Annotated in this window: 9 protein-coding genes and 1 other RNA gene; 1 reads left to right on the forward strand and 9 read right to left on the reverse strand. The window is 31.8% G+C overall.

The features are described from left to right. Positions 1-45 precede the first annotated feature (45 nt). Positions 46-1,104, reverse strand: a complete 1,059-nt coding sequence (locus CVU84_05105; protein PKM95447.1) for an HD family phosphohydrolase — start codon at positions 1,102-1,104, stop codon at positions 46-48. A gap of 241 nt (positions 1,105-1,345) precedes the next feature. Here CVU84_05105 and CVU84_05110 point away from each other — a divergent pair, with 241 nt between their 5' ends. Beyond that, positions 1,346-2,761, forward strand: coding sequence for a hypothetical protein (locus CVU84_05110; protein ID PKM95448.1), 1,416 nt, complete (start codon positions 1,346-1,348; stop codon positions 2,759-2,761). A 91-nt stretch (positions 2,762-2,852) separates the two neighbouring features. Here the strand turns inward: CVU84_05110 and CVU84_05115 are convergent, their stop codons facing one another. The 8 genes from CVU84_05115 to CVU84_05150 all read right to left on the reverse strand — a co-directional run bounded on the left by CVU84_05115 (position 2,853) and on the right by CVU84_05150 (position 13,457). After that, on the reverse strand, positions 2,853-4,106 hold the full coding sequence (locus CVU84_05115; GenBank protein PKM95449.1) for a sodium:proton antiporter: 1,254 nt from the start codon (positions 4,104-4,106) through the stop codon (positions 2,853-2,855). A 601-nt stretch (positions 4,107-4,707) separates the two neighbouring features. Beyond that, complete coding sequence (locus CVU84_05120) at positions 4,708-5,328, reverse strand: cyclase (GenBank protein PKM95450.1); 621 nt, start codon at positions 5,326-5,328, stop codon at positions 4,708-4,710. An 81-nt stretch (positions 5,329-5,409) separates the two neighbouring features. Continuing rightward, positions 5,410-6,873: a glucose-6-phosphate dehydrogenase gene (gene zwf / locus CVU84_05125; protein ID PKM95451.1), complete on the reverse strand. Its 1,464-nt coding sequence runs from the start codon at positions 6,871-6,873 to the stop codon at positions 5,410-5,412. 11 nt (positions 6,874-6,884) lie between these two features. Continuing rightward, positions 6,885-7,781: a 6-phosphogluconate dehydrogenase (decarboxylating) gene (gene gnd, locus CVU84_05130; GenBank protein PKM95452.1), complete on the reverse strand. Its 897-nt coding sequence runs from the start codon at positions 7,779-7,781 to the stop codon at positions 6,885-6,887. A 98-nt stretch (positions 7,782-7,879) separates the two neighbouring features. Further along, positions 7,880-9,952 carry a hypothetical protein gene (locus CVU84_05135; protein ID PKM95453.1) on the reverse strand — a complete coding sequence of 691 codons (2,073 nt, stop codon included), beginning with the start codon at positions 9,950-9,952 and terminating at the stop codon, positions 7,880-7,882. A 201-nt stretch (positions 9,953-10,153) separates the two neighbouring features. Then, entirely contained in the window at positions 10,154-11,161 is a 1,008-nt protein-coding gene (locus tag CVU84_05140) for a hypothetical protein (GenBank protein ID PKM95454.1), read from the reverse strand. Between the two features lie 220 nt (positions 11,162-11,381). Beyond that, positions 11,382-11,734, reverse strand: an RNA gene (gene rnpB / locus CVU84_05145) — RNase P RNA component class A. 88 nt (positions 11,735-11,822) lie between these two features. Further along, a complete protein-coding gene (locus CVU84_05150; protein ID PKM95571.1) occupies positions 11,823-13,457 on the reverse strand; it encodes a nucleoside kinase in 1,635 nt (544 codons plus the stop codon). Positions 13,458-13,492 lie beyond the last annotated feature (35 nt).

Below are 13,492 nucleotides of genomic sequence, written 5' to 3' on the forward strand. Positions count from 1 at the left end.
TAATACCTCCAAAGTCTTATTGTTTATTAATATCATTATCTTAATTTAAAGATTCTTAGTATATGGTTTTTCTAAAAGCACCCCACCCTCTTTAAAAATAAGAAGCTTAGGATTGAAAGGCTTATTCTCATAATTCTCCATAACAATAGCCTCAGTATCATTTTCTAATTCAAGTGAAAATCCAATTGGATATGGAGATACCTTAGAAATAAATAATTTAACAATTTTAGGATCAAAAGCCTTTCCACTATTATTGATTAGATATTTAAATGCATTAACTGGAGTCATTGCTTCTCTATACTTTTTAGGCGCAGTTAAAGCATCAAACACGTCAGCTACCGCAACGATACGACCATAAAGGCTAATCTCCTCATTCGCCTTACCTTGAGGATATCCTGTTCCATCAAATCTTTCATGATGCTGTAAAATAGCAAGATAGCTTGTAGTTGGTAAGTTAAAAGTATCCTTTGCGTATCTATAGCCTAATTCAGTATGTTGATTCATGATTTTATAATCTGCTGCTGTATATACGTCTTCTTTATTCAATACTTCTAAAGGGATAAACATTTGACCCATATCATGAAAAAATGCCCCAACCCCTAGCTTGTATAAATCATAGGTATTTAATCCAAGTGCTTTTCCTAATACCAATGATATGATACATACATTAACACTATGGGCGTATTTATAATTCTCTAATAGTTTAACATCAAAAACGTCTACTAAAGAAATATTTTCTGTAATGATATCATCTAGAATCATATCTATACTTCCCAAACAACTTTGCATCTGATTATGTAGTACTTTAGAATATTTCTCCATTACATGTTCATCTTTATTTGCAGTCTGAATGGTTAAATATAATGCCTTAATAAATTGAATGGCTTTGTTTCTAACCTCAGTTGTGATTGTACATTTTATTTCCACGTTCTTAGAATATTCATCATCAATATAAATATATTTCCAATAAAAGCTTTTTAGTTTTTCAATGTATTTATTTGTAATAACAGTTCCTACTTTAACTAATATATCTCCATTTACTCCATAAATGGTTTGTCCAACAATCATCCCTTCTTTGGCTTCAGAAATTGGAATCAGTCTCAAATAATTCACCTACCTATTTATGTTTAATATATGATACCACCAAGCTGTGGCCTTTATATGACGAATGAATTATTAACAATTTAAATCTTCTAATGATAGGCATTATAACATTATTTTTTATTTATGTCTAGGCAATAATAGCCATTCTTTAGATAGCAAAGCTTTACATTTTTTGGTAAATCTTATATAATATTCTACAAGAAGTGCGTTGATTACACTGAAAATAACGGGGAAAACTGCAATGGTAAAATTCTTAAGAAAAAGATTTATACTTTACATCGCTTCCATATTTCTAATATTACTCATGCTAGTAATGTTTATATTATATGCAGCAATAGAAGATACCCTATATGATAACGCTAAGGAATCAGCATTTTCGGTTGCCAATTCGATTTATATTGCCCTTGATGATAATATCTTTAACTCCGCACAACTAGTTACCTTTATCGGTAACGACCCCTATATATGTAATGACTTATTCCATAATGAACTTGATGATACGAATGAAATTCAAGCTTATTTAAAAAACATTAAAAGCATCTATTCCTTTGATATCGTACATATGGCATCCTTTGATACCAATCATTATTATTCACAAGATGGTTTAGTCAATACCTTTGACAAAGCAAACCCGAAAGATAAATGGTTTTTTGAACTATTAGATTCCACTCAAATAAATACTGGTTATCAACCAATTGTAGTGAATGATGGTGAAAAAATAATTTTCAATAATATTCACATGCTCAAAGATTCATCAGGAATCGTAAAGGGATTTATTCTTATTGGACTTGATTATTCGAAATCACTTGAAAAAATAAAAAAATCAATTAACGCATTAAATGCATCTGTATATATTGTCAATGCAAATGGTGAAATACAAAGCTCCATGTTTGAGGCTCTTAACGATTTGAAAGGCAATGAATCCTTAATTGAAGACTTCGATATGTCCCTCATCACCTCCAATTCAACCAATCATTTTGTTCAAATAGTGCAAGATAATACATCTATTTCTTTCAAATACATCAAAGAAGTAAATAGCTATTTGGTTATTACTCAAGATCTTTCTTCTACAATTTTCTATACCTTTATCATTACTTTACTTATAATAACCTTTTTGCTTGCATGTATTTTGCTGATCACTCTTAAAATAGTTGATTATTCAAACAGAAAAATTCTTGACAAAGCAGCACTTGATCCTTTAACTAATATATATAACCGTTCCGTGTTTAATATTAAGCTGAGTGAAGCCATAGAATTATGCTTCCATTATAATATTGTTTCCTCTTTCATCTTTATTGATATTGATAATTTTAAAATGATTAATGATGAAATGGGCCATGCCATAGGTGATGAAATCATCGTTAAAGTTGCACGTCTCCTAGAAGATAGCAAACGCAAAAATGATATTTTATTCCGTTGGGGCGGAGATGAATTCGGCTTAATTGTAAGATCAAATCTTGAAAACACACTTCAACTTGCACAGAGAATTTTAAATAATTCACATGAAATTTTTTGGAAGGAAGGAACTGCCGTTTCCTTAAGTATTGGTGTTACAGAAATACTAAGCAATGATAGTAAAAAGCTTGTCTTTAATAGAGTTGATGACGCACTCTATCATGCAAAGGCAAACGGTAAAAATCAAATATATTCTCAATAACATTTATAAACAAACTAAAAGACCAGAAAATCTGGTCTTTTGGTTTGTAATTCTATCTATAAATAAATCTTAAATGATTGTATTAAATATTTTAAGCAAGTACTTCGCAAAAATCATCTTCATCCTCATCCTCATCGAGTTCGAAATTCTGTTGATCATCATTGCGTCCATCATCATTATGCTTATAAACAAACTTCAGTAATATTGGTGTCATTAATGTTGTAACGATCACCACAATAACCAATGGTCCGAATAGTACAGCATTCATAATCCCTATAGCAGCACCTTTATCTGCAACAATCAGAGCTACCTCACCTCTTGAAATCATCCCAATTCCAATTCTCAAAGATTCTTTCTTAGAATAGCCACAAGCTCTTGCACCCAATCCACATCCAACTACTTTTGTTAATATGGCTACTACCAATAAGACAAGTGTAAACAATATGATAGGACCAGTTAAACCTGTAAAGTGCGTTTTAATTCCAATGCTTGCAAAAAAGATTGGAGAAAGTAGCATGAAGGAAAGCACTTCAAACTTTTCTGAAATATAGTGAGATTGTGTTACACTCGATATAATAATTCCTGCTAAATAAGCTCCTGTAATGTCTGCAATTCCAAAATATTTTTCGGCAATATATGATAAAATTAAACAGAATGCTAATCCATACACTGGTATTCTTCTTTTCTTTCCATGTCTTTTGCTAAGATGGGCAAATACGTAGTAGAATATCAACCCGCAAATACCAGCAAATACGAAGAATAAAAGAATTCTTATCATGATACTAGTAATACTTACAGAAGAGTCAGCAAAACTTGAAATAATCGTTAATATAATGATTCCTAAAATATCATCGATAACAGCTGCTCCCAAAATGGCAGTGCCTGAAGGAGATTTTAGCTTCCCCATTTCACGAAGTGTCTCAACAGTGATACTAACGGATGTTGCTGTTAAAACAACACCAATAAAAATATTTTGAAGTATTTGTTGTTGTGTCATTTCTGCAAAAGCTGTTCCTGAATAAATAGAAGTTACTAAAAATCCACCCGCTAATGGAAGAGCAACTCCAATAATTGCGATGACAAGTGAAGCCTTTCCACATTTCTTCATTTCCTTAATGTCAGTTTCTAGCCCTGCCGTAAACATCAAAGCAATTACACCAAGCTCTGCCATTTTATCTATAAAGTCAGTTTCATGTACAATGTTTAATACTCCAGGTCCTAAAATCAATCCTGCTATTAATGCCCCCACAACTTGTGGTATCTTTATTTGTTTTGTAAGTAAGCCCAAAATCTTGGTGCTTAATAATATAATTGCTAAGTCAAGAAAAAAATCAACTTCTAACATTATTTTTCCTCCTAAAGTTTAGTCTGATCTATTGGAAGTCTCTAGTCACAAGAAACTAATTTTCACTGCTTTTTCACACAAAAAAAGACCAAAAACCTTTTTCTAAGAATACCTTACAGAAATAAATTGTCATACAATTGATTTACTACAAATATATCCCCGCATTCTTAGATACCAAGTCAACTTTGTCTTTTCGCATTTAACTATCTATTTGATGTTAGAAATTAACTATAAAATGCTCTTAAAGGGCATATTTACAAAATAGATTTCTAACTATATTTTAAATTTTTTTGCAACTTGTCTTACTGATTCCGTCATTTATGTTAATAGATTTTAATCTTTTATTTACTTTCATTATTATATTCCTGTATTTTTTTTTTGTCAATAAGATAACAATCTAATGTTGTATACAAGTATACATTATGTTTGTGCAGTTTTTACATTGATATCTTGCAAATAATTCATTTATAGTGCATTTTGCAGAATTACATGAAAATAAAAAAAGTTGCATAAAAAAATATATATGCAACCTGTTAATATTTATGATAAATCAACATGTAAGTTTGTGATAAATGTTAGACATTAAAAAAGCTTATTTATTCTATCTCTTTATAAGTATAGCCCGAGCTGGCGCTGCTTCAGTAGACATTAACTTTAATGGCAATACAATTAATTCATATTCACCTTCATCAACTTGATGAAGCTGCAATCCTTCCAGAATCATGATGCCTTTGTTTAATAGAATTTTATGGGTTTCATGATCCGGTTGATTACGTTCAATACCAAGTGCATCTATTCCAATTCCTTTGATTTTTTGATTTTTCAAGTATTTTGCTCCTGATTTTTCCAAATATACAAAGCTATGATTAAATGTCACATCTGATGAGTTCCTAGTCTTTAGCAGTATAAAGTCGCCTTCATTTATATTTTTTCCCCTTAAATCTTCTTCCGTAATATTATCTTTAAGATGCGTTAAATCCAGCACTTTAGCTTGACTTACAAAGTCCTCAATTAAATATGCTGCCATTGTACTCCCCCCATCGATAATATGTAAAGGTGCATCAATATGAGTTCCTGTATGCAGGTTTAAAGTCAATTCACTTTCGTAATGATTGTTTTCTTCAAAATTAGCACTCTGAAATATCTTAGGTTTTTTTCCCTCTTTGTTTTTATATACCATCATATCCTCTGAGATTGTCATAGAAATATCAAATATTTTCATCAGCTTACCCTCCAATCATGAAAAGAAAATCGGCTGAACATCGATCCTGGTTGCCGATTTTCGAATTTATATGCAAAACTGTTAAAAATCAAATTTCGAATTGTTTAAATCTTCAATATTCCACCATTTTCTATTTGCTGATTTTATCATAAACTCTGCCTCTATTGGTCCCTCTGAATTTTTTTCATAGGAGACTAAATAGTCATCTTTGGTACAACTACTAATCAAATGTTTAATAAGCATCCATGCCGCTTCCACTTCATCCCATCTTGTAAATAGCGTTGAATCTCCTGCAATGATATCATTCAATAGTCTTTCATATGCTTCCGGAGATCGATAAATGAAATTACATGATTGACAATAGTCCATACTAACAGGCATTACCTCTTTTTCACTTCTTGGTTTTTTCGTATTGATTCTAAAATATATACCTTCTTCTGGTTGAATTTTAATGATCAACAAATTAGGTTGAGCTAATAATCCAAAGGGTTCACATTGGGTCTTGTTTTTAAATTCTATAATAATTTCCGCTTCCCTGCCATTTAAATATTTTCCTGTTCTTAAGAAAAACGGAACCCCTTCCCATCTAGGATGATCTATTTCACATTTAATAGCAACATAAGTTTCAGTCTTAGAATGAGGCTTTACTTTTTCTTCCTCTAAATAACCTTTGTATTGACCAAAAACTATGTTTTCATGGCTCTTCAATTCAGGTGTTATTTTAATATTCTTTAGTACCTTCACCTTTTCATTACGTATGCTATCTGTATCAAATTTGCTAGGTTCCTCCATTGCAACAAATGCAAGTATTTGTAATAGATGATTTTGAACCATATCTCTTAACGCACCTGCTTGATCGTAGTAGCCTCCGCGCTCCTCAACTCCATTGCTTTCTTTCACTGTAATTTGTACATTATCAATAGCATCCTTGTTCCATACAGCATTGAAAATTTGGTTAGTAAACCGTATTGTTAAAATATTTTGTATCATTTCCTTTCCTAGGTAATGATCAATTCTATAAATATTGTCTTCTCCAAATACGGCAGATATACTATTATTTATTTCTGTAGCCGATTTCAAATCATAACCAAAAGGCTTCTCAAATACTGCACGATTGAAGCCATTCGTATCTAATAGTCCATACTTCTTTAAATATTCCGATATCGAAGGAAAATCTGTTGGCGCAGTGGCTAAATAATAAATTCTATTGCCATTGGTTTGATGCGCCTGGTCTAAGTTTATCATAAAATTATTAAAATCCCCATAATGGAGCTCATTTGTAAAATCTAAATTATAATAGTATATTCTATCTTTAAAAGCGTCAAAGCCCTTCTTAGAATAATCCGGATACTTCTGTTTAATTTTCGTTTCTATTTCCTTTCTATACTGTTCATTGGTTTTAGCTCTTCTACCTATTGCAACAAAAAATATATTAGAATCAAATTTTTCTTCTTGAAAAAGTTGATAAAAAGCAGGAAATAATTTATTATATGCCAAGTTACCGGTCCCACCAAAGATAGTAAATATTAACCGTTGTTTGTGCATAGATTGGCCTCCTATTTTTTATGCAGAGTATGACCACCAAATTCATTTCTGAGTGCTGCAACAACCTTATCAGAAAAAGCCTCACTGTCTTTTGATGCATATCTAACGAACAATGAACTTGTAATAACTGGCGCAGGAACCCCTAAACGAACAGCTTCTTCAACCGTCCATTGTCCCTCACCTAGAGCGTCAATAATTGGTACAATTTCTTCAAGATTGCCATGATGTTCAAATGCCTTTTTGGTCATATCAATTAAATAGCCCTCTATGATTGAACCATGGTTCCATACATTTGCGACCTTTTCAAAATCCATCTCAAAGCCAGATTTTTGAAGTATGTCAAATCCTTCTCCAATGGCCTGCATCATACCATATTCAATACCATTATGCACCATTTTCACATAGTGACCTGAACCTCTCTTACCAACGTGAAGATACCCACCTTCTACATTAAGCGATTTTAACATTGGTTCTAATCTCTTTACTGGTTCCTCGTCTCCTCCAACCATCATACATGCACCATTTCTAGCACCACTTGTTCCACCACTCGTTCCAGCATCTACAAAAAAGATTCCTCTTTCTTGAAGATAGTCTCCTCGTCTTAAGGTATCAGTAAATCTAGAATTACCACCATCAATAATTGTATCCCCTGGTGATAAATATTCAAGTAAATGATCAATTACTCCATCAACTGCAGTACCAGCAGTAATCATTAACCATATTGCTCTTGGTTTTGCTAAAGATTCAACCAAACCCTGTATTGTTTCGTACGTTTTAACGCCTTCATTCCCTATTTTTTTTAATGTCTCTAAATTGCGAGTAAAGACCCTAACGTCCACCTCATGATCTTTCATATTTAACGCCAAATTATATCCCATCTTACCTAATCCAATTAATCCAATTTCCATAAAAAAACCTCCTTACTGTATATTCTAATATTCAAATATATTATGTTCTATTATAAACAATCGTGCTCAATTTGTAAATGAAAGTTTTATTTTTCGAATTATAAAACAAAGCCGTTTGCCATATCATCTAATATATGGGCATTTTGTTTGAAAATTTCTACTTCATCAGAAATTCTGTGAGAAAGATAATCAATAAATTCAATGGACTCAACAGCACTCCTAGTTTTATTGGCATTCACAGCCATTAGTTGCAGTAGTTTTTCTGACATCTGATCAATGTCTTCAGTGTGCTTTGATACTACAATCATTTTCTTATTGTAATCAGAAAACATTTCTTTAAAATTATTCGTTTCATTCGTAAACTTATCGCCAATAACTCGGAACATATCATAACTTTTTTCTATATCTTTATCCATAAAAAAGATTAACTCATTAGAATGTTTCGTAAGGCTTTCTACAGAATCTACAACTTGAGTTGTCAAACCTTGAATTTTAACGATGCTTTCTTCAGTATTGTGTGATAGATTTCTGATAGCTTCAGCTACTACACCAAAACCAAGACCTTTTTCACCAGCTCTTGCTGCTTCTATTGAAGCATTTAAAGAAAGAAGCTTCGTTTGTTTTGAAATTGCAATGATGCTTTCTGAAAGCAAATAAATGTCATTAACAACTGCAACTTCTTGGATCGCTTTTTGAATATTGTCTTTTGTTAGTCTATAAGAAGCTTCCGTCTCAATTCGCACTTTATTGGCACTTTCCTGTAGGTTAGTTGCCTCAATATGGGTTTGATCAACATTATTCATCATTGATTGAGATGATTCTTTAACGCTAGTGACTATAGAATGAATCATACAAGCATTTTCGTCTATTTCTTTAGATGCATTTTTTGCTTTATGAATGTCATCAGATAAGTCATCTATTGTAATTTTTATTTTATTAATATTGTTGCCCATGTTGGTTACCTTTTCATTAACACCATTGGAAGCTGACTTTATGATTTGAGAACTCGAACATATTCCCAACATCATTCCATGAAGCTTTTTAAAGAATGTGTTAATGCAATGCGAAAGTATATGAAATTCATCGGTACTATTTACAATAATTTCTTTTGTTAAGTCTTGATGCTCCGTCGCATAGACTAATTCTGTTTTCAAAATATCAAGGGGTTTCCTAATTGCTTTGGTAATAATCATCGAGGCAAAGATAGTTACTACAATAGAAAAAAAGAAAAGAAAAATAATCGTTATAAGAAAAGTAAAATTTAAGGTTTTAAACTTTTTCTGTTGCTCTGAGAGGGTTAAATCTGATGCCCTAACGATACTTTCTGATAATTGATTCATTGTTAATTCATTTGCTGCTAATTCTTTCTCAACTCCCATAAGTTCATTAATGCTTGTCTCATATTCTTTTAAAAAATAAATAATAGATTCCGCTTGCCCTTTATTAATGGATGTATCGCATAAGTTTTTTAATTCTACTGCCATATCATTCGTACTTGTTATATTCTCCATAATGAATTGAATGGATTCAGAACTTTGCGTTCTTATAAATTCTTTCTCATTCAATCTCATATATAAAAATTTATTGAGTATACTATTTGCGTACTTCATCTGGATAATTTTCTTTAATACATCTTCGCTTTTATTATTCTCAAGTAAAGCCTTATATTGTAACTCTAATTGATCGTTCATCCTTGTAATAACACTATCTGCATCAGCACCACTAGAATCCAAACTCTCCATAACCTTCATTTCTTCATTTATTTTTTGCTTGACATCTAAGCTAAGTACATCATAACCTTCGATAAGCTGTAACATTTCCTTCGAATTCTTCTTATCAAAATCTGCCATAGCTATAGCATTTTCTTTGGCTTGTTTTAATAAATGACTTGCTTTTTCGCTATATTTAATATCCTTCCATTTCAGAAAGCTTCTTTCATTTAAATCAGCATTTAATATGTATTTCATTGTTTGAATAGCATTCTTGTTGTTTCTTTCAAAAGTGTTATATTTTTGCAAATTGTAAATACCACCTAGAACCAATATAGCTATAACAATAATAAATAATGAGTAACTAATCATAATTTTTTTAACAAGCTTTGCATTGTTGAATTTTCTAATCAAGGATCTCACCATTTCCCTTCTGAATTTTCCTTTTGATGTATGTATCACATATTATCACAGAAAAATGCCTCCTACAATGCATCTAGACTAAGCATAACCTACTGTTAACTTCAATTTTACATAACTATAAGGTTCGTATTTTAGTCTCTAAAATTACCAATAATTATAACAAAAAAACCATATCATTTTGTTAGATATGGCTCAAATTGTTTTGTTTTTCATTGATAATAAAATCTTGATGATGTTGATTTAGCGTTGATTAGAATGAGTACCTGTATCTTCACTTTGTTGTGATTTTACTTCTGTATTAATTACTTTGTCTTTATTTGCACTTTTTACTTTCCTTTTTTTGCTCATCTTTTTAAAAAATATAATCATTGCAATAGTAATCACTGCAAATATTACAAGATAAGGAATTGCTACGACGATGAAAATAAATAGATTAACAAAAAAATCTTTGATGTCATTTATTGAATCAAGAAAGCCTTTTGATATTTTCTGTCCTACAGTTACCGCTGGTTCTTCATAAGTACTAACCTCGATAACTTCTTTTAATTCAAGTTGAACGGTGCTATAGTTCACTTGATTATCAATGTTAACGATTGTAGCAGTATAAGTCTCGATTTGGTAACGTACATCTGATAATTGAGTTTCAATTTCCAGAATATCTTTTAATTCAGTGCCTTTTTTAACCAGTTCAAGTAAGCGTTCTTCTTGAATCTTTAAAGATTTAATTCTTGCTGTTACATCAGTATATTGTGCAGTTACATCTTCTTTATTCACACGTTCTTGAACTACATTACCTAACCCTTTTAGCTCTTCTGAAAAGTTATTCAATTTTTCTGACGGTATTCTAAGCGAATAATAGGCATGTCTTGTATTGTATGAGTACGTGTTGTAGATTTCTTTTCCGGTTATTTCAGCACCTTCTACATATCCTAAATATTTACTAACCAAACTTTCAACACTTTTTGTAGTCTTATCGAATTCTAAGGTTTCCATTACAAAAAATTTATTCTGAATTTCTTTTCTCACAGATTGACTATTTTCCAAATCTGAAGTTTTTTTATCCTCATCATAATAGATCTCTTCTTCTACTGCTTCTTTTGGTTTTGAAAAACTCACCTCAGGGGCTGCTTCCCCTGTAGAAACATTGTCATAAGCTTTTTCATTTTTCCCACAACCAGAAGTACTTAATAATATTAAAATTACGAATCCAAAAATAAAAATTGTTCTAATTTGTAGCCTCTTTTTCATAATACCATCCTCCTCAGTTAATTATATGTAATTTGACGATTAAAAAGCAAATTTTGTTCCCTATTAAATTATACTTCTTAAATAAATCTAATACAATCATAACTTAATCAATAAAAAAACACCTCTTGAGAAAAAATCTTAAAATAGGTGTTATACTGTTATTGTATCGTTTAAGCCAAAATAAAAAACACCAGCTAAAAAGCCAGTGTTTTGCATGGTTGCAATGAGCAAGCCGATAAGCCGAGTTCTGTCGTGGACGATCATCTCTCTTCGCTTACTGTCGCCAGCAAGCTCTAGCAACCTACCCAGAAGCACGGCGGGCAGCCGTATAGCTTCTTGTACGGTCTTGCTCCGGATGGGGTTTACATATGCCCTCTTTGTTACCAAAGAGGCGGTGAGCTCTTACCTCGCCTTTCCACCCTTACCAAATCAATAGATTTGGCGGTTTATCTCTGTTGCACTGTCCTTGAAGTTGCCTCCACCAGACGTTATCTGGCATCCTGCCCTATGGAGCTCGGACTTTCCTCACCTAGGACCTTTAGGCATTCTAGGTGCGATCGTCTAGCTTACTCACTGCTTGAACTACTATATCATAGACCATCTTTTTTGTCTACTTGTAATCACCTTAAAGCACAATAGATTATTGGAAAAACTGGTCACTCTAAAAACAACTTCCTCCAATAAATTCTCTAAGCAAAGAATTGTATGGAATTTTATCACTTGTTACCCCTAAGAAATAGTCCAATAGCTTAATCAATCTTCTGGCTTCTGTATATTCAGGACAATCTCTAGGAACATTAAATAAGAGTGGCTCCGCAAATTGTTTTAATACCGTTAATTCATAAATCAAAACAGAATTGAACATTACATCCGCCTCTTCTTGAAATGGAAATATGTAGTTTTCCTCTCCTCGTCGAACAGATTCCCACATACCAATCGTTTTAATTGCTGAAGCACCTCTGTAATAATTATCTCTTACCATACGTCTGATAAGTCTTGCATCTGTTGTTGGTATTCTATTATGATTGTCAATATTAAGTTGAGTAAGCGCACTAATATAAATTTTAAACTTACTTTGATCAGGAATTGCACGAGATAATTCATTATTTAAGCCATGAATACCCTCAATTACCAATACATCATTTACATCTAAGGTTAGAAATTTCCCCTTGTATTCACGTTCACCTGCTATAAAATTAAATACAGGCATATCTACTGTCTTACCAGCTAATAAGTCTATCATATCTTCATTAAACTTAACAAGATCAAGTGCTTCTAAACATTCGAAATTAAACTTACCTTCACTATCCCTAGGTGTTTCCTCTCTTGAAACAAAGTAATTGTCTAAGGAAATGGTATGGGGTTTTACACCATGTGCACGTAGTTGAATGGCTAATCTATTTGCAAAAGTCGTTTTCCCAGAGGAAGAGGGACCTGCAATAAACACAAATTTCTTTTTATCCGTATTATCAATGATCTGATCAGCAATATTTGCAATACGTTTCTCCATTAGTGCTTCTGAAACAAGAATCAGATCGTTGATATGACCTACTGAAATCATCTTGTTCAAATCACCAACGTTTTCAACTTCCATGATTTCCCCCCATTTAGAAGCACCCTTTAAGGTCTTGAACAGCTTTTTATCTGGGTTGAATTCATCTACAGTGTTAGGTGCATGTCTAGTTGAAAATTGCAGTACAATTCCTTCATCATATAAGAATAAATCAAAGGTTTTTAAGCAGCTTGTATTCGGAGTAATTTGTCCATAATAGTAATCGTAATAATCTTCTAGTTTACATAAATTAACCATAGAAGACCTTCTATATTTAAATAACTCAATTTTATCAAGCATATTTTGCTTCTCAAATATTTCTCTAGCATAATCTACCTTTACTGGACGTCTCTCAAATAAAATATTAGAAGAAATCATTTCATTCATTCTTGTTTTAATTTTCTGAACAAGTTCCTCATTAAGTACTAAATTTGATTTGATTTCACAGTAAATACCACTGTTTATAGCATAATGAATAATTGTTTCAACATATTCATTAATACCAACAATATCTCTTATAGCTTTTACCATTAAAAATTGTAGACTTCTTTGATATGTTTTATATCCATCTTTATCTGTAATGTCTAAAAATTTAACACTACAGGATTCTTCTAATTTATAACTCAATTCCTTGAGCTTATAATCTACAAGCGCAATAACGATTGGTGATACAAAGGACTCTTGATACACTTTAGATAACTCAAATAAGGTAGTCCCTTTTATTAATTGTACTTCTTTTCCCATTGCTGTAACTGTTATTTGCTTACTCATATTTTCCA

Source organism: Firmicutes bacterium HGW-Firmicutes-1 (genome assembly GCA_002841625.1).
GTDB lineage: Bacteria > Bacillota > Clostridia > Lachnospirales > Vallitaleaceae > HGW-1.

Excerpts from the sequence above, each read along its gene's own strand:
- CVU84_05110 (PKM95448.1), top strand. The coding sequence starts at position 1,346 with ATGGTAAAATTCTTAAGAAAAAGATTTATACTTTACATCGCTTCCATA.
- gnd (PKM95452.1), bottom strand. The coding sequence starts at position 7,781 with ATGGAAATTGGATTAATTGGATTAGGTAAGATGGGATATAATTTGGCG.
- zwf (PKM95451.1), bottom strand. The coding sequence starts at position 6,873 with ATGCACAAACAACGGTTAATATTTACTATCTTTGGTGGGACCGGTAAC.
- CVU84_05140 (PKM95454.1), bottom strand. The coding sequence starts at position 11,161 with ATGAAAAAGAGGCTACAAATTAGAACAATTTTTATTTTTGGATTCGTA.
- CVU84_05115 (PKM95449.1), bottom strand. The coding sequence starts at position 4,106 with ATGTTAGAAGTTGATTTTTTTCTTGACTTAGCAATTATATTATTAAGC.
- CVU84_05150 (PKM95571.1), bottom strand. The coding sequence starts at position 13,457 with ATGGGAAAAGAAGTACAATTAATAAAAGGGACTACCTTATTTGAGTTA.
- CVU84_05120 (PKM95450.1), bottom strand. The coding sequence starts at position 5,328 with ATGAAAATATTTGATATTTCTATGACAATCTCAGAGGATATGATGGTA.